Genomic DNA, 26,439 nt, shown 5'->3' with positions numbered 1-26,439 from the left:
TACATTGGGTGCTGACCCACCGCTATCGCAGGCAAGCCAGCTCCCACATTGGACCTTCGCCAGACTGAATACTGTATGAGCAACATCAAGGAGCCTTCGACGTGATCAGCACCTCAACCGTCGTCAATTCAGTGGTAGAAAAACTGCGCGCCGCCTTGGCGCGAGGCCAGTGGCGCCGCGGTGAAATGCTGCCCGGTCAACGCGAACTGGCCGAACAGCTGGGCATCAGCCGCCCGAGCCTGCGTGAAGCGGTGATCGTGCTGGAGACCCTCGGCCTGGTGCGCTCCATGCCGGGCAAAGGCGTGGTCGTGCTGGAAACCAGCGTCAGCGAGCCGCAATCGAGCGACGCCGTGGCCGATGCCAGCCTCGAGGACATCCTGCAACTGCGCTACACCCTCGAACCCTTCATCGTCGGCCTGGTGGCGCAGTCGATCAGCAGCAAGGAAATCGGCCAACTGCGCCTGACCCTGATGGACATGCGCGAAGCCTTGGATGCCGGCGATGCCGAAGCCGGCATGAACGCCTATATCGACTTCCATGAAGAACTCTTCGCCCTGACCTCCAACCCGATCTTCCAGAACGTGGTGCAGCAAACCAGCACCGCGCTCAAACAAAGCGCCCAGGTACTGCGCAACTCCCCTGAACACCTGGCCGAACGCTTGCAAGAGAACGAAGCCGTGGTCCGCGCCATCCGCAACAAGAACAGCGCCCTGGCCAGTGCCGAAATGCGTCGGCACATCCTGCAGGAAGGCCTGCGCATGGGCATTCGCTTGAATATCCCGGACGACCATCTGGGCAGTTGATTTTCGGAGACCGGCCATGAACGCTCACGCCCTGCAACGCGACTCCACCCTCACGTCCCTACGCTGGACGCCCGAAAAAAAGCCCTCGGTGGACGATATCTACCCACGCTTGTTCGACGCCATTCTTGAGCAACGCATTGCGCCCGCCAGCCGCTTCACCGAAGAAGGCCTGGGCGAACTCTTTGGCGTGAGCCGCAGCGTGATTCGCCGGGTGCTCGCCAAGCTGTCCCATCAGCAAGTGGTCATCCTGCGCCCCAACCAGCGCGCCCAGGTCGCCGCGCCGGATGCCCAGCACACACGGCAGATTCTGGAAGCACGGCGCCTCACCGAAATGACCGTGGTGCAACTGGCCTGCGCCCAGGCCACAGCGATGCAGATTCGCCAACTGCGCGAGCTGATTGCACAGGAGCGCAACGCCATTGAGCGTGACCAGCGGGGGCCGGCGATCCGGTTTTCGGGAGAGTTTCATCTGCAACTGGCGCACATGGCAGGCAATGCGCCGCTGGCACAGTTTCTCAACAGCCTGGTGCCGTTGACGTCGTTGATCATTGCGCAATTTGAAACAAAGGCCTGCACCTATTGCGCATGGCAGGAGCATGTGGCGATTGTGGATGCCGTGGAACAGCGCGACGCCCACACGGCTGTCGCCCTGATGACCCAGCACCTGGATCACCTGGAAACCCGACTACTGAAACATCACTGACTCCAAGTGAATGACGTTAAAACTGTGGGAGCTGGCTTGCCTGCGATAGCGGTGTACCAGTGACCAAATGATTGACTGACCCGCCGCTATCGCAGGCAAGCCAGCTCCCACATTGATCGCATTCCAGATCAAATAAAAAGCCCCCGCATCTCACGATGCGGGGGCTTTTTGTTCAGCGAGGCATCAAGCCGGTTGCAACACCGACTGGCCACTCAACGCCAGGTCCAGCAACTCACGGTTGGCCACCGCGTACATGGCGTAGTCCGTGCCCACTGCGGCACGAATTTCCACCATCATGGCGCGCCAGCGATCCGCCATGTCCTGATGCTGCTCAAGCCACAGGGCCACGCGGGCTTCCATGTCTTGTGGTGCATCGGCCATTTGCAGGACCGAGATGGTGATCGCCCGTTGCTGCCAGTCCACGTCATCGCGGAAGGCTTCGCGGGCCTGGGCCTGCCAGTTGTTGGCCACTGGCAGATCACTGATCTGCTGCAGGTACCACGGCAGGTCCAGGGCGCTGCCGACGGCGAAGTAGGCCTTGGCCACTTCGGCGGCGTCATGCCCGGTCACGTCGGCGGCTTCGATGATCGGCAGCAAGGTGTACAGGTGGGTAGTACCCGCAACCATGCGCGCCAACAACTCCGGTACGCCGGCCTGGGTGTAGGCCTGGTAGCGGTTCTGCCAGCCTTCGCGGGTCGGGCCTTCCAGCAGTTCGTCGAGCTTGAGGCCCAGCGCCGCCAGGTGCGGACCGAAGTGCGCGGTGTCGCGCCCGGCGTCTTGCTCGTTGCGACGGCTGCGCAGGAACCAGCGCGTAGCGCGACGGCCCAGGCGCATCAACTCGTCCATCAGCTCCAGTTGCACGTCAGCGGAAACCTGGTGGTCCAGGGCTTCAATCTGACGGAACCAGTGCGGGAGATGGAAGATGTCCCGCACGATCACATAAGCGCCCGCCACGTTCGCCGGGCTCATGCCGGTCGACTCTTTGAGTCGCTGCACGAAGGTGATGCCCATGTGGTTGACCAGATCGTTGGCGATCTGGGTGCTGACGATCTCGCGCTTCAGACGATGGCGACGCATGGCTTCGCCGAACTTGGCCACCAGGCTCGGTGGGAACGCGGTCTCCATGTCACGGGTCAGGTACTCGTCATCCGGTACCAGCGACTTGAGCAGTGCTTCCTTGAGGTCGATCTTGCTGTACGAGATCAGCACCGACAGCTCCGGACGGGTCAGGCCCTTGCCGCTGGAGGCGCGCTCGGTGAGCTGCTCCTCGGTCGGCAGGTACTCGATGGCGCGGTCCAGCTTGCCACGGCCTTCCAGGTCGCTCATCAGGCGCTTGTACTCGGCAGCACGCTCGTAAGCCTTGCGCGCGGCCAGGGACAGGGCCTGGGTCTGCTTGTAGTTGTTGCCCAACACCAGGTTGCCGACTTCGTCGGTCATGCTCGCCAGCAGTTGGTTGCGCTGCTTGTCGGTCATGTCACCGGCCTGCACCACTTCGTTGAGCAGGATCTTGATGTTCACTTCGTGGTCGGAGCAATCCACGCCACCGGCGTTGTCGATGAAGTCGGTGTTGGAACCGCCGCCATTGAGGCCGAATTCCACACGCCCCAGCTGGGTCATGCCGAGGTTACCGCCCTCGCCCACTACCTTGCAGCGCAGCTCGTTGCCGTTGACGCGCAGTGCGTCGTTGGCCTTGTCGCCCACATCGGCATGGCTCTCGGTGCTGGCCTTGACGTAGGTACCGATACCGCCGTTCCACAACAGGTCCACCGGCGCCTTGAGCAAGGCGTTGAGCAGTTCGGTCGGGGTCAGCTTGTCGGCCTGGATGTCGAAGCGTTCTTTCATCTGTGGCGAGATGGCAATGCTTTTCGCGCTGCGCGAGAAGATACCGCCACCTTCAGACATGATGCTGGTGTCGTAGTCGGTCCAGGCCGAACGCGGCAGTTCGAACAAACGCTTGCGCTCGACGAAGCTGGTGGCCGGGTTCGGGTTCGGGTCGACGAAGATATGCAGGTGGTTGAAGGCTGCGACCAGTTGCAGTTTGTCCGACATCAACAAGCCGTTACCGAACACGTCACCGGCCATATCGCCGACGCCTACCACAGTGATGCTGTCTTCCTGCACGTTGATGCCGCGTTCACGGAAGTGACGCTGTACACCTACCCACGCGCCCTTGGCGGTGATGCCCATTTTCTTGTGGTCGTAACCAGCCGAACCACCGGAGGCGAACGCATCGCCCAGCCAGAAGCCGTAGTCGATGGCAATGCCATTGGCGATGTCGGAGAAGGTCGCAGTGCCCTTGTCCGCCGCCACCACCAGGTACGGGTCATCGTCGTCATGACGCACGACGTTGGCCGGCGGCACCAGCGCGCCGTCTTTCAGGTTGTCGGTGATGTCCAACAGGCCGGAAATGAAGATGCGGTAGCAGGCGATGCCTTCGGCCGCGATCTCGTCCCGGCTGCCGCCCAATGGCAGGCGACGCGGCAGGAAGCCGCCCTTGGCGCCCACCGGCACGATTACCGAGTTCTTCACTTGCTGGGCTTTTACCAGACCAAGCACTTCGGTGCGGAAGTCTTCTTCACGGTCGGACCAGCGCAGGCCGCCACGAGCCACGTTGCCAAAGCGCAGGTGCACGCCTTCGACCCGTGGCGAGTACACGAAGATTTCAAACTTCGGCACTGGCTTGGGCAGCTCGGGGATAGCCCGCGGGTCGAACTTGAAGCTGAAGTACGACTTGTTCTGGCCGTTGGCATCGGTCTGGTAGAAGTTGGTACGCAGGGTGGCCTTGATCAGGTCCAGGTAGCGACGCAGGATGCGGTCTTCGTTGAGCACCTGAACGTCGTCCAGGGCGCTGAGGATCGCTTGCTCCAGGCGTTGCTGCTTGTCTTCCAGGTCGTCGGCAGTGAGCTTGCGCGCCAGGTAGAAGCGGGTCTTGAACAACCGGGTCAACTCGCGGGCGATGTCGGTGTGGTTGTTCAGGGTGCTGGCGATGTAACCCAGGTCGAAGCCCAGGCGAATCTGCTTCAGGTAACGGGCATAGGCACGCAGCAGCGCCACGTCGCGCCATGGCAGGCCGGCAGTGAGGACCAGGCGGTTGAACGCATCGTTCTCGGCATCGCCATGCACGATGTGCACGAATGCATCCTGCAGGGTGTCGTTGAGCTGCTGGATATCCAGGTTCACGCCTTCGGCGGCGATGAACGCAAAGTCATGGATCCAGAACTCACGGCCATTGGCATGGCGCAGGCGATACGGGAACTCGCCCAGCACACGCAGGCCGAGGTTTTCCAGAATCGGCAGCACGTCGGACAACGCCAGCGGCGTATCGGCGTGATACAGCTTGCAATGCAGCTCGCGCTGGCCGGAGACCTGGCCCAGCGGCTGATAGAAGCTCATTACCAGCGGGTTGGCTTCGGTCAGGCTGTTGAGGTGCTGCATGTCGACCACAGCCGAATGCGCGGCGAAACGCTCGCGGTAGCCAGCCGGGAAGCCTTTGGGGAAATCCGCCAGCACGTTGGTGCCCTGGGCTTCGCCGAAGCTTTCCACTACCAGGCTGGCGTAGTCGTCCTGCCAGCTGCGGCAGGCCTGCACCACTTCTTTTTCCAGTTGCAGCGGGTCGATGTCCAGGCGGTTCTTCGGGTCAACCCGCAGAATCAGTTGTACACGGGCAAGCACGGACTCGGAGAAGAAGGTCCAGAACTCGCAGTCCGAGGCCTTCAGGCGGTCCATCAGCACTTGCTGGATCTTCTGGCGTACTTCGGTGGAGTAGATGTCGCGTGGCACGTACGCCAGGCAGTAGCAGAAACGACCATAGGGGTCTTTGCGCAGGAACACGCGGATCTTGTTGCGTTCCTGGATCTGCACAATCGACATCACGGTGCTGAACAGCTCGTCGACCGGAGTCTGGAACAGGTCGTCACGGGGCAGTACTTCCACCACCTGGGCAAGCTCTTTACCCAGGTGCGCCTTGGCCTGGAAACCCGAACGACGTTCGATTTCCGCGACCTTGCGACGGATGTAAGGGATCACCCGCACGCTTTCGCCGTACACCGAGGAGGTGTACAGGCCCATGAAACGGTGTTCCTTGATGACCTTGCCGTCGGCGCTGATCTCGCGGATCGACACGTAGTCCGGGTAAGCCGGACGGTGCACGCGGCTTGGGTGGGCGGCCTTGGCGAACGACAGTACGGTCGGCTCGCGCAGGTAGGCCACGGCGTAGTCTTCGATGCGCAGGTCTTCGGCGGTAAGGCCGGCGCGCAGCAGCTTGGTCAGACCGAGGAAAGAGCTTGCGTCATATTCGATATGACCGCCGTCCGCCTCGTCACGTACCACGAACTCTTCGTAGCCCAGGAAGGTGAAATGGTTGCCCACCAGCCATTCGAGGAAGTTCTTGATTTCGGCTTTTTCTTCGCCGTCGATGGCGAACGCGCTGGCGTCGATACCGGCCAGCAGGTCCTGGACCTTGGCTTTCATCGGTTCGAAATCGGCCACAGCCACGCGTACTTCACCCAGCACCTGCTCAAGCTCTTTGCTCAGCACGTTCAGTTCGGCGGCGTTGGCGCAGCGGTCGATCTCCAGGTACATCAGCGATTCTTGCAGGATGCCTTCGCCCTGGGTGCCCTTGGGCAGGATTTCCAGCAGCTCGCCCTTGCTGCCACGACGCACGCTGAGCACGGTGGTTTGCAGGGTATGGATGCTGTAGCCGCGGCGATTCAGCTCGGTGCGTACCGAGTCGACCAGAAACGGCAGGTCATGGTGCAGCACTTCGACCGCAGTGTGGGTCGATTGCCAGCCATGACGTTCGTAATCGGGGTTGTAGACCCGCACTTGCGGTTGGGTGTGATCAAAGCGCTCAAGCAGGCGCCAGGCAGACAGGGTGCAACCGGCCAGGTCGGAAAGGCGACGCTGGGTCAGTTCGTCCAGGGAAATGATGCCGAAGAATTGTTCAGCGAACAGCGCCACTTGTGGCAGTGCCTGTTCACTGAGGTGCTGCGCCAGTGCCGCTTGCAGTTGATGCTGGAAGTCGGCCTTGCTGGCTGCGGTGAAGAACGCCATCTGTGGTACTCCGCTTGGGCTTGTTATTGATGAAAGCGTCGCGTGTTATCCCCTTGCGGGGAGACCGTCAGCTCTGTTCGCTGGTGTGCTGACAAGCACCATAAACGAATCAGGGTGACAGGTGGGTGAAGCTGGACAGGACAGTCAGGTCACATACAACTTCCATACGGCATGCCGTTGGCCAGATGACGATACGACGGGCAGGTCAGGCGCCTGGCACAGGGCACATCCGTTGCGCAGCTTAACGAGTGTAGGAAGAACGCTGCTTGCAACGCTGCGACATATTCGGTCATCGGTAAGCAGGGTGTCGGTTGCAACTTGGGCAACCCAGGATTTTCGGTAGAAAATCTTGCTACTTTGCACACCATCAGTACCAGAAATGACCGATCCGGCCCGTCAGGTCATGCCTGACTTCCGACACAGGATGAAGCACAAAATTCGCCGCAGTGGCACAATTGCCCTCCCCTACACAGGATTGCCCCATGCTGCAGCTGAAAACCGACGCCCTGATGGCCACCCCGTGCGACGACGAAGAAGACAACATGGCCATGCTTTGCTGTCACGGCAAGAACGGCGAAATGTTCATGCTCACCCGTTACCCGGATGAAGACGAAGTGGAGCTGACCTGGGACTACGAGCCTTCGACCCTGGATGGGCTGAAAGTGACGTTGGGCGACACCACCTTATTGATCGAACTGGCGGCCGGCGATGCCGATGCCCTGGGCGGCAAGGACCAGCTGGAGATCACCCACAGCACCGCCGCGTCAGACATGGCCGAAGTGCAGGAAACCCTGCAGAACATCCTCACAGGCACCGGCACGTTCATTCGGACTTGAAACCGGTCACTTGAAACTTCGGCACGACGCTAAATCTGTGGCGAGGGAGCTTGCTCCCGTGACGGCCTGACAGCCGACGCTGATCTGGCTGAGGCACGATCCAAATGTGGGAGCTGGCTTGCCTGCGAAGGTATCGACTCGGTGTGCCTGAATCACCGAGTTGACTGGATCGCAGGCAAGCCAGCTCCCACAGTGACCGTGCTCTACCTACCCAGCTGTTATACCGCTCACACCGCAATCCTGTAAGTTTCGCCAAAAATACCCATCAAGCCGTTAGTCGCCGCACCCCGCGATGCATTAAAGTAAACGCCCCAGGCCCGGTGTTCTGTCACGACACCCAGGCTCATCTTTCCAGGAACCGTCATCGATGGAACATCGTGAAGCGCTGCTTGCGCTGCGAACCTTTCTTTCTACGCAGATTCTCGGCCAGGAAAAACTCATCGATCGCCTGCTGATCGCCCTGCTCGCTGACGGCCATATGCTGGTCGAAGGCGCACCGGGGCTGGCCAAGACCAAGGCGATCAAGGAGTTGGCCGAAGGGATCGAAGCGCAGTTTCATCGTATTCAGTTCACCCCCGACCTGCTGCCCGCCGACATCACCGGCACCGAGATCTATCGTCCGGAAACCGGCAGCTTCGTATTCCAGCAGGGGCCGATCTTCCACAATCTGGTACTGGCCGACGAAATCAACCGTGCCCCGGCCAAGGTGCAGTCGGCATTGCTCGAAGCCATGGCCGAGCGCCAGGTCAGCGTGGGCCGCAGCACTTACGAGCTGTCGCCGCTATTCCTGGTGATGGCCACGCAGAACCCCATCGAACAGGAAGGCACCTACCCGCTGCCCGAAGCGCAGCTCGACCGGTTCCTGATGCACGTCAAGATCGGCTTCCCGGACGCCGCCGTCGAGCGCCGCATCCTGCAACAGGCCCGTGGCGAAGCATTGAATGGCGAAACCAAGCCCGAGCGCCGGGTCAGCCAGCAGGCCATCTTTGCTGCGCGCAAGGAAATCCTCGGCCTGTACATGGCCGATGCCGTGGAGGAATACCTGGTGCAACTGGTGATGGCCACGCGCACCCCTGCGAAGTTCGATCCGGAAATGGCCGAGTGGATCGCCTATGGCGCCAGCCCGCGTGGTTCCATCGCCCTGGACCGTTGTGCCCGGGCCCATGCCTGGCTGGCCGGTCGCGATTTTGTCAGCCCGGAAGATATCCAGGCGGTCTTGTTCGACGTGCTGCGTCACCGCATCATCCTGTCGTTCGAGGCCGAGGCCGCCGGTGTCGACCAGGACCGCGTGGTGCAACGCATTCTCGACGTCGTTGCCGTCGCTTGAAGTCGATGAACGCAAGCGATGGCATCCGCGTAACCCTCAGTGAATTGATTGAGATGCGCCACCGCGTGCGTGAGGTGCAGTTGTTCTCCACGCCTGGCCAGCGTAGCCCGCTGGTGGGCCTGCATCACTCCAAGCTGCGCGGGCGTGGCGTCGATTTCGACCAGGTGCGCGTGTACCAGGCCGGCGACGATGTGCGCACCATCGACTGGCGCGTGACGGCGCGTACCCAGGAGCCGCACACCAAGCTGTTCCACGAAGAGCGCGAGCGACCGATTTTCATCATGGTCGAGCAAAGTTGCCGGCTGTTCTTCGGTTCGGGGCAAATGTTCAAGTCGGTGCTTGCCGCCCAGGCCGCCAGCCTGATCGGTTGGGCCGCCCTGGGCCACAACGACCGGGTGGGCGGGCTGGTATTCGGCGACAACGAGCACTACGAGATCAAGCCACGGCGCAGCAAACAGAGCCTGTTGCAACTGCTCAACCGGCTGGTGCGGGTCAACCAGAGCCTGAATACCGAACGTCAGCCTGAAGCGGATGCCCTGGGCATGGCCTTGCGCCGTGGCCGCGAGGTACTGCGCCCGGGCAGCCTGGTGGTGGTGATCTGTGATGAACGCGCCCTCACCGAAGGCGCCGAGCAACAGCTGAGCCTGCTGGCGCGCCATTGCGACCTGCTGTTGTTGCCAATCTCTGACCCGTTGGACCACGCCCTGCCCGCCGCCGGGCTGCTGCGTTTCGCGCAAAGGGGCGCGCAACTGGAATTGGACACGCTGAATATCGACCTGCGCCAGGCCTACAAGGCTCAAGCCGAAGCGCGTATCGCCCGCTGGGAACTGCTCGCGCAGAAACTGCGGCTGTTGTTGATGCCCTTGAGCACCCAGAGTGAAATGGTCGAGCAACTGCGCGAATACCTCAACCCGCAACGCCCGGTTAAAAAACCATGAGCAGCCTGGACCAACTGCAACCGCTGATCGCCCCGCCCGCCATTGGCTTCTGGCCACCGGCACCGGGCTGGTGGCTGTTGCTGCTGGTGATCCCACTGCTCGGTTGGGGCTTGTGGTGGCTGCGCCGTTTCCTGCCGGCCCGCCGCCCTGTGGCCCGCGCCGAACAACCACTGGACCCGTTGCGTATCGCCGCCCTGGCCGAGTTGGCGTTGATGCCCAAGCCCTACGACGGAGCGCCTGCGGGCGCCTGGCTGCAGCAACTCAACGGCCTGCTCAAGCGCCTGTGCCGTAACGACTACCCTTATAGCCAGAGCCATACCCTCAACGGGCGCAAATGGCTGGCCTTCCTGGACAACCGCTGCCCTGCCGCCGGCCTGACGCGCTGGATGGTGTTGGTGGAAGGTGCCTACAAACCCGAATGCAAGCTCGACGACAAAGCAATCGCCGGCCTCACCCAAGCCGTCGACACCTGGATTCGCAAACATGTTTGAGTTCGCCTGGCCGTGGATCTTCGCCCTGTTGCCACTGCCCTGGGTCATGCGCCTGGTGCTGCCCGTGGCCGACAGCGGCGAACCGGCGCTGAAAGTCAGCTACCTCAGCGACCTCGAAGGCCTGGCCCGCCGCCGTGCCCGCGTCAACCTGCCCGGCTGGCGCCAGCAAGCCCCATTCGTGGTGCTGTGGTTGCTGCTGTTGACCGCCGCCGCCCGCCCGCAATGGCTGGGCGAACCCTTGCCGATTGCTGCCAGCGGTCGGGATTTGCTGGTGGCGGTGGATGTGTCCGGCTCCATGGATTTTCCCGATATGCATTGGCAGGACGAGGACGTCAGCCGCCTGGCCCTGGTCAAGCACCTGCTGGGAGACTTTCTGGAGGAGCGTGAAGGTGATCGCGTGGGCCTGATCCTGTTCGGCAGCCAAGCCTACCTGCAAGCGCCCCTGACCTTTGACCGCCGCACCGTGCGCATCTGGCTGGATGAAGCGCGCATCGGCATTGCTGGCAAGAACACCGCCATCGGCGACGCCATCGGCCTGGCCATAAAACGCCTGCGCCAGCGCCCGGCGCAAAGCCGTGTGCTGATCCTGGTCACCGACGGCGCCAACAACGCCGGGCAGATCGACCCGTTGACCGCCGCGCGCCTGGCGGCCGAGGAAGGCGTGAAAATCTACCCCATCGGCATCGGCGCCGACCCCGAGCAAACCGGCTCCCTGGGCATCCTAGGCGTAAACCCGAGCCTGGACCTCGACGAACCGGCGCTCAAGGCACTGGCCGAGACCACCGGCGGCCAGTATTTCCGCGCCCGAGACGGCGAGGAACTGCTGAAGATCAAGGACACTCTCGACACCCTCGAGCCCGTGGAACAACAACCCACCCAGGCCCGCCCGGCCCAGGCGCTGTACAGCGGCCCATTGGCCTTGGCGTTGGTGTTGAGCCTGTTGCTGGTGATCCAGGAACGCTGGCCGAACAACGCTTTGCAACGCGGCTTCAATAGGCTATCGAGCAAGGGCATCTTTTTGCAGCAACACCCTGAATGGCGCCAGCGTCTGCGCCGCCTGCGTTTGCGGAGGCGTCGATGATCGCGCTGTGGCCGCACTGGTTGCGCCCCTGGTGGCTGTTGTTGCTGCCCCTGCTTGGCTGGTTGCTGTGGCAGCTATGGCATCGGCAAAAGCGCGCCGGGCGCTGGCAGATGATCCTGCCGCCGGCGTTCCATGCCGAGTTGCTCAGCGGTGGCAATGGCCGCGAGAGTAAATCGCCGTGGGTGGTGCTCGGCATCGCCTGGCTGTTGGCCGTGCTCGCGCTATTGGGCCCCAGTTGGCAACGGGTTGAACAAGCCAGCCAGAAACCTTCCGACCCCTTGGTGGTGCTGCTGGAACTGACCCCGGAAATGCTCGCCACTGACAGCCCGCCCAACCGCCTGGAACAGGCGCGGCGCAAGCTGTATGACTTACTGCAAGCGCGCACCGATGCGCAAACAGCCATCATCGTGTATGCCGGCAGCGCCCATACCCTGGTGCCGCTGTCCGATGACCTGGCCACCAGCCGCAACCTGTTGGAAGCCCTGCGCCCGTCGATCATGCCCGAGCCCGGCCATCGTGCCGATCTTGCCGTGGAAAAAGCCCTGGGCCTGCTCAAGCAAGGCGGTCTCGGCCAGGGGCGCCTGCTGCTGATCGGTTCCTCATTGTCCAAACAAGAGCGCCAGGGCATCCGCCTGCAACTGCAAAGTGCCCAGGCTCCAACGTTGTCGATCCTCGGCATCGGCAGTCGCGAAGGTACGCCGGTGACTCAGGAGAGCGGCGAATTCCTCAAGGACGACCAGGGCGCGATCCTGGTGCCGCGCCTCGACAGCCCGACCCTCAAGGCGTTCGCCAGCGAAATGGGCGGCCGCTACCGTGCGGCGCGCCTGGATGACAAGGACCTGCGCCAACTCGGCATGCTCGACAGCGCCCAAGCCCTGCGCGACGACGGCCAACGGCTGCGCCTGGACAGCTGGGCCGACCAGGGTTACTGGCTGCTTTTGCCGTTGTTGCTGCTGGCCGCGTGCGCCGGGCGTCGCGGCTGGCTGTTCTGCCTGCCCTTGCTGCTGATGGGCGCGCCGCAACCCAGCTACGCCTTTGGGCTGCAGGACCTGTGGCTTCGCCCCGACCAACAAGGCCAGTACCTGCTCAAGCACAAACGCCCGGCCGAAGCCGCCGAACACTTCCAGGACCCGCAATGGCAAGGCGTTGCGTTGTATGAAGCCGGCAATTACGCCGAGGCCATCAAGCGGTTTGCCCAAGGCAGCGACGCCTATTCCCACTATAACCGCGGCAATGCCCTGGCCAAGGCCGGTGAACTTGAAGCGGCCCTTGATGCGTATGAACAAGCCCTGGAAGCCCAGCCCGATTTGCAGCCCGCGCTGAAAAACAAAGCCCTGGTTGAAGCGCTGATGCAGGAGCAAGCGCAGCCCGAGCCGGACCCGCCCGCAAAAAACGCAGATGACGAAACCGCCCAACCCGGCCAAACTGCGCAACCGGGCACCAGCGCACAAACGGCCCAGGGCGGCGAGCAATCGTCCCACGGCCAGGGCGAAGCCGGTACCGCTGAGACTCAGACAGGCGCCGCGCCACAGCCAGGCGGTAATGAAGTGCCTGGCAGCGAACTGGGCGACGAGCAGACCACCACGCCGCCACTGCGCCCCGCCGACACACGCCTGGAAGGCGAGCGCCGCCAAGCACTGGAGCAATGGTTGCAGGAGATCCCGGACAACCCCGGCGAGCTGTTGCGCCGCAAATTCTGGTACGAACAGCAACAACATCAGGACACCACTCGATGAGCCGCCGCACCACCCTTTTGCTCCTGCTCGCGTTGTCGGCAGGCCACGCCCAGGCGGCGGACCTGGTCGCCAGCGTAGACCGCAGCCGCCTCAACTCCGGGGAAACGGTGGAGCTGACGGTGCAATCCAGTGATGTGACCCAGTTTGGCAAACCGGACCTGTCGCCCCTGGACGCGCAGTTCGAAGTCAGCGGCACCCGCCAGATCAACCAACTCACCACGCTGGACGGCGACAACCACGCCACCACCCGCTGGATCATCACCCTGTTGCCCAAGGTAAACGGCAACGTGGTGATCCCGCCGCTGCAGGTGGGCGCGCTCAAGACCCAGCCGATCACCCTGCAAGTGGTGGAAAGCGCCAGCCAGAACACCAGCGCCGAACTGGCCCCGGTGTTCATCGAAGCCAGCCTCGACCAGACCAGCGTGTACGTGCAGGCCCAGGCCCTGTTGACCGTGCGCGTCTACCACTCGGTGTCGCTGTATGACGACAGCAGCCTCACGCCCTTGCAGATACCGGATGCTCGTGTTGAACAACTGGGCGAATCACGCACCTATGAAAAGGTCATCAACAGCATTCGCCATGGCGTGATCGAAACCCGCTACGCCCTCTACCCGCAACACAGCGGCGCTGTGGTGATTCCGGCGCAGACCTTCAGCGCCACCCTGGTGGAATCGCGACCGCCCCAGGAAAACACCCTGCAGGGCACCAAGCCGGGCAAGATGATTCATGTCAGCTCTGCGCCCCTGCCCTTGACGGTCAAACCCAAACCGGACGCCTACCCCGCCGACGCCCCCTGGCTGCCCGCGCGCAGCCTGACCTTGAGCGAAGGCTGGAACCCCACGCCGGACCACGTGCAAGTCGGCGATTCCCTGACCCGCAGCCTTACCGTGGAGGCCGAAGGCCTGTCCAGCGCACAGCTGCCGGCGCTGCCCGGCACCGAGGTCAACGGCCTGCGCCGCTACCCCGACCAACCAGTGATGGCTAACCGTACCAGCGACCGCGGCCTGACCGGCAGCCGTGAAGACCGCGAAGCCCTGGTGCCGACCCGCGCCGGCGAGCTGGAACTGCCCGCCGTGGAAGTGGTGTGGTGGAACACCCACGAAGATCATCTGGAACGCACCAGCCTGCCGGCGCGCACCGTGCACGTGGCGGTGAACCCCAGCCTGGTGGTGGACACCCCGGCGACACCGACCATCATCACCGCCCCCGATGATGACCGCCTGTGGCTGTGGCAACTGAGCACACTGATACTGGCCTGCACCACCCTGCTGGGCTTTGGCCTGTGGTGGCGCGCACGCCGGCAACCGGCGGTACAACGCGCCGCGCAAACCGGCCCCAGCCCACGCACCCTGCTCGACGACCTCAAGCGCGCCACCCAGGCCAACGACCCTCATGCTACCCGCCAGGCCCTCGACGCCTGGGCACGGCAACAGCCGGAAACGCTGGCCGACATGGCCGCGCGGTTTGTGCCGCTGTCCGATGCCCTGGATGGGTTGAATGGCGCGTTGTACAGCGAAAGCGGCCAGTACTGGCTGGGTGACGACCTGTGGCGTGCCATCAAGGCGATCCCCGTGGCCGAGCGCGAGCAAGACCCGGCCACCGACACCACCAGCTTGCCGCCGCTCTACCCCAAGTAACCCAGCCTCGACCAACACCACAAAACCCCTGTGGTAGCTGGCTGCGTTTAGTGCAGCCGGGGCACGTCCGCTCGATCTACCTGAACGCCAACAAAATCGCTACACCTGCCATCCAAAGGAAGCAAGTCGACATGAGCATCATCTTGATGATCAGATGCCTCCTCAGGCGCGGAGGAAAATTGGCAAGATCCACGGGGTCTATCTCCCCAATAATGAGCGAAGCCCTCGGCCACACCACCATTCCAGCAATTTTAGATATCTCCAGGAGCGACCAAATCACCCCGCGTTTTCCCAGGCTTGGCCCCCAGAGATAAATGTAATGGCTATTTTTCAGAGCCTCCTTGATGGCTTCAAGGTGTCACCGACTCAGGTACAGACTGTATGCGACACCAGCCATGCCGAGCAGGCCCGGTACACCTCCAACAACCCAGAAAGCCAACCAGGATGTCCAAAAATCTCCCGATGTCATGGCAGTGTTTTCTCGTACGAAATTTCTCCGCTGACTTCGCCGGCCTTCCCACTGATAGTCTTACCCGCCCAGGCGCCAGCTCCTACTAAAGCAGCAGCACAAACGACCCCGCCTATACCTGTAGACACACCAAGCGCCAAGCAGATCGAACCACTGGTATAACTGACGAACGCACCACCTGCCGCACCGCCAATCAGCGGGTCATCGAAGTCAGCAATGATCCCATCGCCCTGCCAACGCTCGATACCGCGCAGGCGGTAGAGGAAGTCTTCTTCCAGGAACAGGTCCCAGGATGCAAGGGTGCTGCTCAGGTAGTTGCCGATGCCAGCGATTATGCCGCGGTCGTAGATTATGCTGCTGTTGAACAGCAAGGCGATGCGGTGAACGGGCAGGCTTCAATTTGAGGTTTGCCTCGGCACAGCCACCGGGAACCCAATGATAGATCAGAGGCATGGGTGGAAAGTGCCGAGAGCCTTCAAGTTAAAAATTTCACCGCAGAACTACCTGAACTTCAGCAGAGCAACCCCGATCAACATCCATATGAAGGCGATGATCATCGTTTTCAGATTAAGGGTAATTCGGAGCTTTAAGTGAGGTGGGAAATTTTCAAGATCGGTTGGGTCCAGCTCTCCATTAATGAGAGAAGCTTTTGGCCACAGTAGCATTCCCGAGATTTTACCCATCTCTAAGAGTGACCAAATCAAGCCTCGTTTTCCAAGGCTTGGCCCCCAGATATAGATATAACGACTGTGCTTTAAGGCCTCCTTTATGGCGTCCATGTGACGATGGGTCAGGTACAGGCTGTATGTAAGGGTCAAAGTTGCAAGTAACATTGGCCCCCCTAGAAAAGAGATCGCAACCCAAAGAGGCCAAGTGTCGATACTGCTCATGGTTGATTTACTTGGTAGAGTTTTTCTCCAATAGCTTCACCCGCCATCCCCCCACCCGTCGTACCCACCCATGCGCCCGCTCCCACTATAGCGGCAACACAAATAACCCCGCCAACGCCTCCAGTCGCCACACCCATTGCAATGCAAATAGAGCCACTTGCAGCACCAGCCATCACTCCGCTCAAAGCCCCAAGAGAAGTAGACCCCACAAATTTTCCTACTTCGGTGAGCTTGACCCTCTCGCAAGCCGCCCCAGAATCCGCATTACACACCTGCTGTATAGCCAACAACGAGGACACACCGCCAAGGCCTATACCGATATAACCCCCTGCCTTCATATACTTCGTGGCACGACTGACCGCCTCCACATGAGCGGCATACCCCGGAATCTGCCCCGGCCCACCCGCCTTGTCCCAGTGATGCACCAAGCTGCGACTGGATATCCCCAAGGCCGTTTTCAACTTGGGGTGATCGCCCAAGGGGGTCTGCCCGCGCAGGCGGGTGGAGTTGAGCAGATGAGCATCCAACTGGTTCATCCACCGTTGGCGATCAGCAAAAAACTGCGGTGACCTAAGGTGCCCGTGCTGCCGGTAGCTGTCCTGATGCAGGCGCTCCATGGCCTGCAGTGTTTCGCGCAGATTGCTCAGGTGCTTTTCCATCACCACTGCGCTGACGCCGAGCCAGGTTGAGGTTTGGCCGATGAAACCGGCGACTTCAGCACCATGGCGATACAGAAAGTCAGCCTCGTCCGGCGTCAGCTCATCCAGTGATGCGCTGACGTGTTGAGCCGCCTGCAACAGTTGCGCTTCCTGATAGGTGCACGAGGTGTTGTTCGGATCGCTGAGTACGATCATCGAGCCGGCTTTGACGTGGCTCGTATTCGGGTTCAGTGCCTTAAACTTGCGCATTACAGCCGGGTCGAACGTTGGAAAAAGTGTGGCTTCCAGCGCCTCGCGGCTGATACTTTTGGGCACGATATAAAAACCTGGCTCCTGACCCTGCACACCATTGAATGCCATTGATCCAACATGACCGGACGGCACGAAACCAGAATGACGTGGCGCTACAGTGTTTCGATTTACAGATGATGGGTTTGTTTGAGCTACTCGCAGGTTAATGGGCGGTTCTGTATGTTGGTTTTCATAGGTGGCTGAGTACACCGAAGGAATCAGCTCGGCTTTACAGGGACAGTCGCTGTAACTATCCAAAGTGCCAGCCATAAGCCGGCCATGGCTGTTTATGTGGGAAATGCCACCGACGATCTTATAAGTTTGCCCATCCTTGCCACAGGTGACTCGGTCACCTTCGCACGCATGGAAAAGGCCGTGTATGTTGACTCTCTTATCTCCGTCCAGCACTTCCCCGCCGCAGGTGGTCTTGTCACCCAGACCTATGAAATAACCTAAGCTCATTGCTTTACCCTTTATCCATTTGAGTTTATGGCCGCACTCTCCTTCTCGTCTCGAATAAGAAAATTGATACGTGATGCATTCAATCGAGGTAAACGAGAACGAGAGAGTCAGCGGCAAGCCAAACTTTGGAGAGGGATTTACTTAGGGTAAAGTCGGACGATTCCGGGTATTTCGTCGTATAAGTCTGATAGGCCTGCGACGTCCGGCACAGTGCTTCGGGCGGCTACTTCTAGCTGCGTGCTTGGCGGGCCGCTGCACGGACGCCTGCCTGCACTTAGTGATTACGACGCGGCACCTTCCATTCCCGATGGGGGAACTTGTACAGATAGTTCAGGTTATCCATATCGAACCGGCCATCCTCCTTGCCGGGGCCACCGAAGAAGCTGATGCCGATATCCAGCTTGGGCAGCAGTTTGGGGCGTGAGAGTAGCTCCCTGGCCGCGTGATGGGCCTCGGGTGAGAACGTCCTGTCGGTGGCGATCAGGCCGGCGGCCTCTTTCAACTCATTGAAGTTCACATAGCTGTCTGTCGCCCCTGCGGCGAATTCGCGGAAGTGATCGCGGATCACCCCTATTAGTTGCCGGTCACTCACGCTTGCGTACGGGCGCAGGTCCGGGGCGCTGGCCTGGGTTTGAGCGCTTCGTGCCTGACGATGGTTAGCTTGGGTTGAGCGACTGTCAGCATCCAGCTGATCTGGTAGAGCGGTGAAAGCGCTAGTCGAAGGTGGTTTTACTGAAAATGACATGGTGGGCCTCTGATTCATTCAGGGATTGATTGAAAAATCCACCTTATGGGTGGTCGTCACTCAACCTGCCGTTCCATTCATCACCGCCCGTTCGACATGCATTGTTAAAGGCCAGCAATCCATATCCCTTTAATTTGCAGGACGTTTCCTAGACAATCCTTTGGCCTTGCGCCTGCTCAACCCACTGGCTAGCCTTCGCTTCGTCGCTGCCTATCAGCGATCGGGTGTGAGATCCCGTTATTAGCAGGCGCAATGCGCTACAACCGTCAATGGCGGCTGTGTGCGGGCAGACTTCGGTCTGGCCGGGTCCTGTTTTCCGGTATCTCACCCCGCACATAGCTGCCACCTTTTGACGTGTGAGATCGGCAAAAGAATGGCTCCCAAACCAAGCAGGAGCTTCACCCATGAGCAAAATCGTCCCCGACCCACCCTTCCCCATTTTCGTCGCCCACGAAGACCTGAGCTTCGAAGACGCCATCGCCAGCATCTCCTCGCTACTGCGCTGCGCCGCCACCACCGCCACCGAAACCGCCGAAGGCCTTAAAGGCACCCGACGCGACATGGCCTGTTCCACCGCTCACCTGATCGACATGGCCCGCACCCTCGCCGACCGTGCGCTGGATTGCCTGCAACCCAACCCCACTAACACCCCATGACCCCTGTGTAGGAGCGAGCTTGCTCGCGAAGAACTCCCAGGCGCCGCGTTTATCCAGGAAACACGCGTCATCGTTGACGTTTTTCGCGAGCAAGCTCGCTCCTACAATCAGCCATCAGGGCTGGCCCACACTCCGTTGATCGCGTCGGCCATGAGTCCGCGTGCACTTTTACAGGTAAACTCCCCTCCTTTTCATCTTCTCCACGGAGTTCGCCTTGCGTCTGTTTCATACCTCCGACTGGCACTTGGGCCAAAACCTCCACGGCCAGGAACGCGACTTCGAACACGCTTGTTTCCTTGAGTGGCTGCTGGGCCAACTCAAGGCCCAGCGCCCGGACGTGCTGTTGATCGCCGGCGATATCTTCGACACGGTCAACCCGCCGCTCAAGGCCCAGGAGCGCTTGTATGACTTCATCATCAGCGCCCACGAACAACAGCCGACACTGACCATTGTGATGATTGCCGGCAACCATGACTCCGGTTCGCGCATTGAGCTGCCTGCGCCTCTGATGCGCCGCCTGCGCACCCATGCCCTGGGCCGGGTGCTGTGGCTGGATGACGGGCAACTGGATGCCGACCGGCTGCTGATCCCGCTGCCCAATGCCAAAGGCAAGATCGCCGCCTGGTGCCTGGCGCTGCCCTTCCTGCGCCCGGCGGAAGTCACCGGCGCACAGCTGGGCGATGATTACCTGCGCGGCATCGGCCAAGTGCATGAATGGCTGATCGCGGCCGCCAATGCCAAGCGCAACAAAGGCCAGGCGCTGATAGCCATCAGCCATGCGCATATGGCCGGTGGGTCGGTATCCGAAGACTCCGAACGCAGCCTGATCATCGGCAATGCCGAGGCGCTGCCTGCCACACTGTTCGACCGAAGCGTGGCGTATGTGGCCCTCGGCCATTTGCACAAACCGCAAAAGGTCAATGGCGAGGAGCGCATTCGCTACAGCGGCTCGCCAATCCCCCTGTCGTTCTCCGAAATCGGCTACAAGCACCAGATTCTCGACGTGACGTTCCAGGGCGAAAGGCTGGTGGGCTGCGAACCGATCCTGATTCCCCGCTCCGTCAACCTGCAACGCCTGGATGCCGCGCCCCTGGCCGATATCCTCAAGCAACTCGGTGAGCTGCCCGACATCGACCTGCTCGCCGAAACCCAGCGCCACCCCTGGCTGGAAGTGCGCGTGCGCCTCGACGAGCCGCAACCGGACCTGCGCCAACAGATCGAAACTGCCCTGCAAGGCAAGGCCGTGCGCCTGGTGCGTATCGCCGCCGAATATGCCGGCACACGCGGCAGCGCAGAGGTAGACGATGCGCAACTGATCGAACTCGACCAGCTCACGCCCCAGGAACTGTTCAGCCGCGCCTGGCAGGACAGCTACGGCAGTGAGGTGGATGAACAGACCTTGAAGGACTTCGCCGTGCTACTCCAGGAAGTACAACAGGAGGGCGAACAGCCATGAAGATCCTCGCCATCCGCCTGAAAAACCTCGCCTCCCTGGCGGGCCCGTTCGAAATCGACTTTACCGCCGAGCCCCTGGCCAGTGCGGGTCTGTTCGCCATCACCGGGCCGACCGGCGCGGGTAAAAGTACCCTGCTCGATGCGTTGTGCCTGGCGCTGTTTGGCGCGGTGCCACGCCTGGGTGACACCGGCCAGGCCAAGATGCCGGACGCCGACACGGATATTTCCATCGGCGACCCGCGCACTCTGATTCGACGCGGCACCGGTGGCGGCTATGCCGAGGTGGATTTTGTCGGTGTCAGTGGCCGTCGCTACCGTGCGCGCTGGGAAGCCAACCGCGCCCGTGACAAGGCCAGCGGCAAGTTGCAGAACAGCCGGCAAAGCCTGATCGACCTGGACAGCGACCAACTGTTGGCCAGCCAGAAAACCGAATACAAGACCCAGCTCGAATTGGCCCTGGGCCTGAACTTCGAACAGTTCACCCGTGCAGTGCTGCTGGCGCAAAGCGAGTTCAGCGCCTTCCTCAAGGCCAATGACAATGAGCGCAGCGAACTGCTGGAAAAGCTCACCGATACCGCGCTCTACACCCAGCTCGGCCGCCGTGCGTTCGATAAGGCCAAAGAGGCCAAGGACGCCCACAAACAGCTGCAGGACCAAGCCACCGGCGTGGTACCCCTGGCACCCGAAGCCCGCGCCGAGCTGGATCAACAGTTGGCCCACGCCCAGCAGCAGCTCAAGACCCAACAAGCCCAGCTCAAGCAGCTGGAGTTGCAGCACACCTGGCTCAAGGAACTGCGTGAATGGCAGGAGCGCCATCAACACGCAGTGGAGCAACTGCAACGCGACGAAGCAACCTGGGCCAGCCAAGGCCAGCAACGCCAAGACCTCAGCCTGCTGGAGCAGTTAGCACCGCAACGCCATCACTTCCTGCGCCAGGCAGAACTCGGCACCCTGCTGACGCCCCTGGCGGCACAGATTGCCCAGCACCTCGAGCAACAAACCGCCCTGCATTCCCGCCAGGAACAGGCGCAACACCAGCAAGTGGCCGCCCAGGCAGCACTGGCCGAGGCCCTGAAACACCAGGCCGACGCCGCGCCCCTGTTGCGCCAGGCCATCGAAGAGCAAAACACCCTCGCCCATGTGAGCCGCGAACTGGCCAAGCGCAACGAGGAAAAACACCAGCACGAAAGCGCCTGCACCGAAGGCCAGGCCCTGCTCGACGGCTTGCAACACACCCAGGCCCAAGGCACCGAGCGCCTGCAGCGCCTGGCCACCGAACTTGAGCACAGCGCCGCCCTCGCGCCGCTGAGCGATGCCTGGAACGCCTACCGTGACCGCCTGCAACAGTTGGTTTTGATCGGCAATCGCTTCAACCAAGGCCAGGCCGAGCTGGGGCAACTCGAACAGCGCGCCAGCGCCGCCGCCGAACAGTTCACCCAACAGCGCGAAGCCCTGGACCTGCTCTACCACGAGGCCGGTGCCGAACCGCACGCGGTGGCCGAACAAATCCAATTGCTGGCCAGCCTGCTGCAAGACAATCGCAAGCAACAGCGCGCCTTCGAAGACCTGGCCCGCTTGTGGGACAGCCAGCAACAGTTGGATCAACAGGCCGCTGCGCTCACGCAAAGACTTGCCGAGGCCGCGCAAAAACGCGAACAACTGAACCAGACCGGCCTGCAAACCAAGGCCGAACTCACCGTTGCCGAACAAACCCTGGCGGTGACCAAGCAACTGCTTGAGCGCCAACGCCTGGCCCGCAGTGCCAGCGTCGAGGAATTACGCGAGCAGTTGCAGGATGACCAACCCTGCCCGGTGTGCGGTAGCCACGAACACCCCTATCACCAGCCTGAAGCCCTGCTGCAAAGCCTGGGTCGCCATGATGAAAGTGAAGAGGCGGCTGCGCAGAAAGCCGTCGATAGCCTCAAGGAAAAACTCACTGAATTGCGCGGTGAAGTGGGCGGCCTGATCGCTCAGCAAAAAGAGTTCCTGCAACAGCAGGAACAGTTGGCCACCCAGCAGCAGGGTTTGGCGCCGAGCTTGCAAGCCCACCCACTGTCTGCCTCGCTGTTCAATCAGGACGCTGCCAAGCGCAGCCCTTGGCTGGCCCAGCAACTGGCCCAATTGACCCAAAGCATCAGCCAGGACGAACAACGCCAAGGCGCCCTGCTCAACCTGCAACAGAACGCCGGGCGCTTGCAGCAACAATTACAAGCGGCCCAGGATGCCAGCCAGCAAGCCCGGCAATTGCTGGTGGACCAACAACGGCAACTGGCCGGCGACCGCGAACGCCTGGAGGCGGAACTCAGCGCCTTCGCCAACCTGCTGCCCGCCCAGACGCTGGAAGGCTTGCGCAGCGCACCTGCGGCGACCTTCATGCAGCTCGACCAGCAGGTCAGCCAGCGCCTTGAGCAGTTGGGCCATCAACGCGATGAGCAGGCCGAGCAGCAAGAGCGCCAACAGGCCATCGAGAAACAACACACCCACCAACAGCATCGCCAGCAGCAACTTGACGCTGTGAATCTGCAAGTCGCCGAGCTGGCCGACCAGCAACACGCCGTCCAGGAAAAACTCCGCGCCTTGCTAGGGGATTACCCCAGCGCCGAACACTGGCAACAGCAGCTGGAGCAAGCCGTCACGCAGTCGCGCCAAAGCGAGACCGACGCCAACCAGGAACTGCACGCCGTGCACACGGCGCAAGTACAGCTGGCCGCCGACCTCAAGGCCCAGCAGCAACGCCAGCAGGCATTGGAGGCGGAACAGCACGCCCTTGCGACACGCATCGGCGAATGGCGCGCCCAGCACCCAGAACTGGATGATCAGGGCCTCGCACGCCTGTTGGCCCTTGATGAAGCCCAGGTCGCGCAGTTGCGCCAGCACCTGCACAGCAGCGAAAAGGCCGTCGAGCAAGCCAAGGTTCTGCTGCACGAGCGCGAACAGCGCCTGGCCGAACACCAGGCCCTGCACAATGGCAACCTGGAGGCCGAGCAGTTGGCCGCCACCCTGGCAACGCTTGAGCAGCAATTGCTCGAGGGTGAGAAACACTGCGCCGAACTGCGCGCACGCCAGTCCGAAGACCAGCGCCGCCAGAATGCCAACCAGGCCCTGGCCGAACAGATCGCCAAGGCTTACGAGCAGTGGCAGCGCTGGGCACGCCTGAATGCGCTGATCGGCTCGGCCACCGGCGACACCTTCCGCAAGATCGCCCAGGCCTACAACCTCGACTTGCTGGTGCACCATGCCAACGTGCAACTGCGCCAACTGGTGCGCCGCTACCGGCTCAAACGCGGCGGCAGCATGCTCGGGCTGCTGGTGATGGACACAGAGATGGGCGATGAACTGCGTTCGGTGCATTCATTGTCCGGTGGCGAAACCTTCCTGGTGTCGTTGGCCTTGGCCTTGGGCCTGGCGTCCATGGCGTCGAGCACCTTGAAGATCGAGTCGCTGTTTATCGACGAAGGCTTTGGCAGCCTTGATCCGGAGTCGTTGCAATTGGCGATGGACGCCCTGGACGGCCTGCAGGCCCAGGGCCGCAAGGTGGCGGTGATCTCCCACGTACAGGAAATGCACGAGCGCATTCCGGTGCAAATCCAGGTCCAGCGCCAGGGCAATGGCTTGAGTACCCTGGAGGTCAAGTGAACGAAGCGCTGCTGTACTCGTTCCGACGCTGCCCGTATGCGATGCGGGCGCGGCTGGCCTTGGGTTACTCAGGCGTTCCTGTGCGAATCATCGAGGTGAGCCTCAAGGCCAAGCCAGCCGAGATGCTGGCACTGTCGCCCAAGGGTACGGTGCCGGTGTTGAGTGTCGAAGGTCGAGTGATCGAGGAGAGCCTGGAGATCATGCAATGGGCGCTGGCGCAGCACGACCCGGATGACTGGCTGCTGCAAGGTGACCCTGCGGTGCTGGCGTTGATTGCCGAGAATGATCAGGTGTTCAAGCATCATTTGAATCGATACAAGTATGCCGAGCGCTATCTGGAACAACCAATGGAGCATTATCGGGCCGAGGGTGAGGTGTTCTTGCAGAAGTTGGAAGGCTTGCTGGCGGAGCGTGAGTACTTGCTCGCCGAACACCTGAGCCTGGCGGATGCGGCACTGGCGCCGTTTGTGCGGCAGTTTGCTCATGTGGATCGGGAGTGGTTTGCGGGGACGCCGTATCAGCGTTTGCAGATTTGGTTACAGCGGTTCCTTGAGTCCCCACTGTTTACCGCCGTGATGGCAAAGCCCTGAGGCCGATACACTCAAGTGTGGGAGCTGGCTTGCCTGCGATACTGACGACTCGGTGCAACTGAAACACCGAGTTGATGCCATCGCAGGCAAGCCAGCTCCCACATTTGACCGTCGCTCAATTCCAGTACAGTGCCGGGTCTTGTTATCTAGCATCAAGTATGGGGCAGACCCGCTTTTGAATCAGTCCGTGTTCCACGAATTGTCGTCATTCGAGGCATACACCGAGCTGTATCCCAATGCCTTGAATGCCCGCTCGGTGTCGGAACTGCTGCTGTTGCGCAGCGACGTGCCGCGCTCGCTGCATGCGTGTATCGGGGAGTTGAGCCATATCCTCGCGGACCTGCCTGGCAGCTATGGACGCACGGCGCAGCGCTTGGCGGCGGAATTTGAAGCGCGGCTGAGGTATACGGGGATTGATGAGATTCTGGAGGATGGGTTGCATAGTCGGTTGACGGAGTTTATTGAAGCTATCCGGGAGTTGGCGCGGGCGGTGCAGAGTTCTTATTTGGAGGTTGTCTGTGGCCCACCGTCCTACAAGGCGATGGAAGGTGCAGAGGGAGATCTACTTTAAGTAAATCTCCCCATACCTTCGCGCGCTGACTATATCTACGACTCACTCGGTCCGGCCCTTATTCTACAGGTGTTCACGCAACTATCCCCATAAGCCAAGGCCAACCTTTTTTCATTTCTTGCAGTCGCATCAACCAATTATCTGCTAATTAAGCTCCATTAACCACATCTCTTTTTTATAACTGCCGAATCCGAATATCATCGAAACCAACAAATTGGCCTGCCGGAAAGTCATAGAGCCTAGCAGTAATAGAAACACCGGTCCTAATATCATCTACATGAAAACGGTGCGTCATTGTCTGCCACACCCCAGGCGTACTATATAGGAATCTTACAAATTGGATATCTACGGACATATTGTAATTCCCAATAACCCTCGCTGAAACCTCATACCATCCGGGGGCCACACTGAAAACTTGATATAAACCTGTCCCAGTTCCAGACACACTGTTGTAACCTCTCCAATAGCCTGAAGTTATGTCCCCCGAGCCGAACACGGTCCACCCATTATATCCACTACTAAAATCCGTGAAATGGTCGAGCTTTTTATTGCTCACTTGGTAGTCCACTATCGGAAAGACAATGGCATCGACTTCAGCTTTACTAAGACTGAAAGCCGCTTTTAACTCCACCTGCAGCTTGGTGCCATGTCCCAATCTCGCCAGATAAGTACGAGCGATCCTTGGTTCGATTTTCCCTTCAGCGATCCAGGTCGAGTTGACAGCTGCAGTGTCCGCACCGTTGTACACTGTCAGCGAATGATCATCGCCCTTGTCCGTTTTCCCCTGCAGCTTCAACCAGACGGGGTAAGGTGCAGTGATAAACGGCCAGACACCAATTTGCCCTGTGGCATCGCCGGTAAACGTAGTCAAGTCCAGTACTTGAGTCGCCGCGTTAGCCTGGTTGATCTTGAGCACCGTTTTGGCCAACTCAGCCTGGGGTATCGGCGTCACCGTCACCGTCAACACCTTGGACGCAACCACCTTGCCGCTACGGGTTACGTCGTACTTAAGGGTGAACGTCTTGTTGGCATTACCGACGTTGGCGGCAATCGCGGCCTTGGTAATGTCGAACGTGACTTTGCCCGCCGTTACCCCATTCTTGGCCGGGATCACCGGAGAACCCGCACCGGCTGTCCCCACCATCGTCACCTTGATGCTGTCTGTGGTGTACATCGGTGTGTACTCCACCGACACCGTGCCGCCGTTTTGTGCATTCAACGGCGCCAGGGTAACTGAGGTACCCGTCCCCGTGGCCTGGGTCAACTTGGGAACAGGGAATTCTGCCGGCAGAGTGTTAACAGTGTATTCCACTATCGGGAAGATGATGGCGTCAGCCTCGGCTTGACTAGATGAAAGCGTCGCCTTGAACTGAAGTTTCAGTTTCGTATCATGACCCAGTTCAAGGAAGTA

18 protein-coding genes and 2 pseudogenes are annotated in these 26,439 nt (G+C 60.9%); 14 read left to right on the top strand and 6 right to left on the bottom strand.

Annotated features, from left to right (window positions below):
* Positions 1 to 101: 101 nt before the first annotated feature.
* On the top strand, positions 102 to 803 hold the full coding sequence (locus ACP7CZ_RS19225) for a FadR/GntR family transcriptional regulator (protein ID WP_014718317.1): 702 nt from the start codon (positions 102 to 104) through the stop codon (positions 801 to 803).
* A 16-nt stretch (positions 804 to 819) separates the two neighbouring features.
* Complete coding sequence (locus ACP7CZ_RS19220; protein ID WP_034126017.1) at positions 820 to 1,506, top strand: GntR family transcriptional regulator; 687 nt, start codon at positions 820 to 822, stop codon at positions 1,504 to 1,506.
* A gap of 183 nt (positions 1,507 to 1,689) precedes the next feature.
* Here the strand turns inward: ACP7CZ_RS19220 and ACP7CZ_RS19215 are convergent, their stop codons facing one another.
* Positions 1,690 to 6,558, bottom strand: a complete 4,869-nt coding sequence (locus ACP7CZ_RS19215; protein ID WP_054897965.1) for an NAD-glutamate dehydrogenase — start codon at positions 6,556 to 6,558, stop codon at positions 1,690 to 1,692.
* 482 nt (positions 6,559 to 7,040) lie between these two features.
* Between ACP7CZ_RS19215 and ACP7CZ_RS19210 the strand changes: the two genes are divergently transcribed.
* The 7 genes from ACP7CZ_RS19210 (at position 7,041) to ACP7CZ_RS19180 (ending at position 14,604) form a co-directional block, all read left to right on the top strand.
* Positions 7,041 to 7,394 carry a hypothetical protein gene (locus ACP7CZ_RS19210; protein WP_127881916.1) on the top strand — a complete coding sequence of 118 codons (354 nt, stop codon included), beginning with the start codon at positions 7,041 to 7,043 and terminating at the stop codon, positions 7,392 to 7,394.
* Between the two features lie 367 nt (positions 7,395 to 7,761).
* Positions 7,762 to 8,721 carry an AAA family ATPase gene (locus tag ACP7CZ_RS19205; protein WP_020301524.1) on the top strand — a complete coding sequence of 320 codons (960 nt, stop codon included), beginning with the start codon at positions 7,762 to 7,764 and terminating at the stop codon, positions 8,719 to 8,721.
* Between the two features lie 5 nt (positions 8,722 to 8,726).
* Complete coding sequence (locus ACP7CZ_RS19200) at positions 8,727 to 9,659, top strand: DUF58 domain-containing protein (protein ID WP_034126021.1); 933 nt, start codon at positions 8,727 to 8,729, stop codon at positions 9,657 to 9,659.
* The gene (locus tag ACP7CZ_RS19195) at positions 9,656 to 10,150 is read left to right on the top strand and encodes a DUF4381 domain-containing protein (RefSeq protein ID WP_003190798.1); all 495 of its coding nucleotides are present in this window, start codon (positions 9,656 to 9,658) and stop codon (positions 10,148 to 10,150) included. The genes ACP7CZ_RS19200 and ACP7CZ_RS19195 overlap by 4 nt, the downstream gene beginning before the upstream one ends.
* The gene (locus ACP7CZ_RS19190; protein WP_294148425.1) at positions 10,143 to 11,231 is read left to right on the top strand and encodes a vWA domain-containing protein; all 1,089 of its coding nucleotides are present in this window, start codon (positions 10,143 to 10,145) and stop codon (positions 11,229 to 11,231) included. The genes ACP7CZ_RS19195 and ACP7CZ_RS19190 overlap by 8 nt, the downstream gene beginning before the upstream one ends.
* Complete coding sequence (locus ACP7CZ_RS19185) at positions 11,228 to 12,967, top strand: tetratricopeptide repeat protein (RefSeq protein ID WP_057975741.1); 1,740 nt, start codon at positions 11,228 to 11,230, stop codon at positions 12,965 to 12,967. The genes ACP7CZ_RS19190 and ACP7CZ_RS19185 overlap by 4 nt, the downstream gene beginning before the upstream one ends.
* Positions 12,964 to 14,604, top strand: a complete 1,641-nt coding sequence (locus ACP7CZ_RS19180; RefSeq protein ID WP_072446308.1) for a BatD family protein — start codon at positions 12,964 to 12,966, stop codon at positions 14,602 to 14,604. The genes ACP7CZ_RS19185 and ACP7CZ_RS19180 overlap by 4 nt, the downstream gene beginning before the upstream one ends.
* 639 nt (positions 14,605 to 15,243) lie before the next feature.
* Here the strand turns inward: ACP7CZ_RS19180 and ACP7CZ_RS19175 are convergent.
* The 4 genes and pseudogenes from ACP7CZ_RS19175 to ACP7CZ_RS19160 form a co-directional block, all read right to left on the bottom strand.
* A pseudogene (locus tag ACP7CZ_RS19175) lies at positions 15,244 to 15,465 on the bottom strand (xylose operon transcription regulator XylR); the annotation flags it as partial.
* Between the two features lie 108 nt (positions 15,466 to 15,573).
* Complete coding sequence (locus tag ACP7CZ_RS19170) at positions 15,574 to 15,963, bottom strand: hypothetical protein (RefSeq protein WP_236456464.1); 390 nt, start codon at positions 15,961 to 15,963, stop codon at positions 15,574 to 15,576.
* Positions 15,960 to 17,375, bottom strand: a complete 1,416-nt coding sequence (locus tag ACP7CZ_RS19165; protein ID WP_294363012.1) for a PAAR domain-containing protein — start codon at positions 17,373 to 17,375, stop codon at positions 15,960 to 15,962. Before ACP7CZ_RS19165 ends, ACP7CZ_RS19170 begins: the two co-directional genes overlap by 4 nt.
* A 274-nt stretch (positions 17,376 to 17,649) precedes the next feature.
* On the bottom strand, positions 17,650 to 17,967 hold the full coding sequence (locus tag ACP7CZ_RS19160; RefSeq protein WP_294156525.1) for a hypothetical protein: 318 nt from the start codon (positions 17,965 to 17,967) through the stop codon (positions 17,650 to 17,652).
* Positions 17,968 to 18,524: 557 nt separating this feature from the next.
* Here ACP7CZ_RS19160 and ACP7CZ_RS19155 point away from each other — a divergent pair.
* The 5 genes from ACP7CZ_RS19155 to ACP7CZ_RS19135 all read left to right on the top strand — a co-directional run bounded on the left by ACP7CZ_RS19155 (position 18,525) and on the right by ACP7CZ_RS19135 (position 25,028).
* Positions 18,525 to 18,776 carry a DUF6124 family protein gene (locus ACP7CZ_RS19155; RefSeq protein ID WP_094774614.1) on the top strand — a complete coding sequence of 84 codons (252 nt, stop codon included), beginning with the start codon at positions 18,525 to 18,527 and terminating at the stop codon, positions 18,774 to 18,776.
* Positions 18,777 to 18,990: 214 nt separating this feature from the next.
* Complete coding sequence (locus ACP7CZ_RS19150; RefSeq protein WP_054897971.1) at positions 18,991 to 20,232, top strand: exonuclease SbcCD subunit D C-terminal domain-containing protein; 1,242 nt, start codon at positions 18,991 to 18,993, stop codon at positions 20,230 to 20,232.
* Complete coding sequence (locus ACP7CZ_RS19145; RefSeq protein ID WP_294156518.1) at positions 20,229 to 23,867, top strand: AAA family ATPase; 3,639 nt, start codon at positions 20,229 to 20,231, stop codon at positions 23,865 to 23,867. Before ACP7CZ_RS19150 ends, ACP7CZ_RS19145 begins: the two co-directional genes overlap by 4 nt.
* The gene (locus tag ACP7CZ_RS19140; RefSeq protein ID WP_294156516.1) at positions 23,864 to 24,457 is read left to right on the top strand and encodes a glutathione S-transferase; all 594 of its coding nucleotides are present in this window, start codon (positions 23,864 to 23,866) and stop codon (positions 24,455 to 24,457) included. Before ACP7CZ_RS19145 ends, ACP7CZ_RS19140 begins: the two co-directional genes overlap by 4 nt.
* A gap of 139 nt (positions 24,458 to 24,596) precedes the next feature.
* Positions 24,597 to 25,028 (top strand): alpha-E domain-containing protein, encoded by a 432-nt coding sequence (locus ACP7CZ_RS19135; protein WP_254989552.1) that lies wholly within the window; start codon positions 24,597 to 24,599, stop codon positions 25,026 to 25,028.
* Between the two features lie 175 nt (positions 25,029 to 25,203).
* On the opposite strand, the pseudogene ACP7CZ_RS19130 reads toward ACP7CZ_RS19135, so the two are convergent.
* Positions 25,204 to 26,439 (bottom strand): annotated as a pseudogene (locus ACP7CZ_RS19130) (hypothetical protein); the annotation flags it as partial.

The sequence above is a fragment of the Pseudomonas sp. DWP2-2 genome (genome assembly GCF_049897065.1).
Lineage (GTDB): Bacteria > Pseudomonadota > Gammaproteobacteria > Pseudomonadales > Pseudomonadaceae > Aquipseudomonas > Aquipseudomonas paracarnis.
Note: the sequence above shows the minus strand (reverse complement) of the source record. Positions and strands in the feature narration are given on the sequence as shown.

What these genes read in the sequence shown, in the direction of transcription:
- ACP7CZ_RS19220 (WP_034126017.1), top strand. Translation starts at nt 820, where the DNA reads ATGAACGCTCACGCCCTGCAACGCGACTCCACCCTCACGTCCCTACGC.
- ACP7CZ_RS19215 (WP_054897965.1), bottom strand. Translation starts at nt 6,558, where the DNA reads ATGGCGTTCTTCACCGCAGCCAGCAAGGCCGACTTCCAGCATCAACTG.
- ACP7CZ_RS19210 (WP_127881916.1), top strand. Translation starts at nt 7,041, where the DNA reads ATGCTGCAGCTGAAAACCGACGCCCTGATGGCCACCCCGTGCGACGAC.
- ACP7CZ_RS19205 (WP_020301524.1), top strand. Translation starts at nt 7,762, where the DNA reads ATGGAACATCGTGAAGCGCTGCTTGCGCTGCGAACCTTTCTTTCTACG.
- ACP7CZ_RS19200 (WP_034126021.1), top strand. Translation starts at nt 8,727, where the DNA reads ATGAACGCAAGCGATGGCATCCGCGTAACCCTCAGTGAATTGATTGAG.
- ACP7CZ_RS19195 (WP_003190798.1), top strand. Translation starts at nt 9,656, where the DNA reads ATGAGCAGCCTGGACCAACTGCAACCGCTGATCGCCCCGCCCGCCATT.
- ACP7CZ_RS19190 (WP_294148425.1), top strand. Translation starts at nt 10,143, where the DNA reads ATGTTTGAGTTCGCCTGGCCGTGGATCTTCGCCCTGTTGCCACTGCCC.
- ACP7CZ_RS19185 (WP_057975741.1), top strand. Translation starts at nt 11,228, where the DNA reads ATGATCGCGCTGTGGCCGCACTGGTTGCGCCCCTGGTGGCTGTTGTTG.
- ACP7CZ_RS19180 (WP_072446308.1), top strand. Translation starts at nt 12,964, where the DNA reads ATGAGCCGCCGCACCACCCTTTTGCTCCTGCTCGCGTTGTCGGCAGGC.
- ACP7CZ_RS19170 (WP_236456464.1), bottom strand. Translation starts at nt 15,963, where the DNA reads ATGAGCAGTATCGACACTTGGCCTCTTTGGGTTGCGATCTCTTTTCTA.
- ACP7CZ_RS19165 (WP_294363012.1), bottom strand. Translation starts at nt 17,375, where the DNA reads ATGAGCTTAGGTTATTTCATAGGTCTGGGTGACAAGACCACCTGCGGC.
- ACP7CZ_RS19155 (WP_094774614.1), top strand. Translation starts at nt 18,525, where the DNA reads ATGAGCAAAATCGTCCCCGACCCACCCTTCCCCATTTTCGTCGCCCAC.
- ACP7CZ_RS19145 (WP_294156518.1), top strand. Translation starts at nt 20,229, where the DNA reads ATGAAGATCCTCGCCATCCGCCTGAAAAACCTCGCCTCCCTGGCGGGC.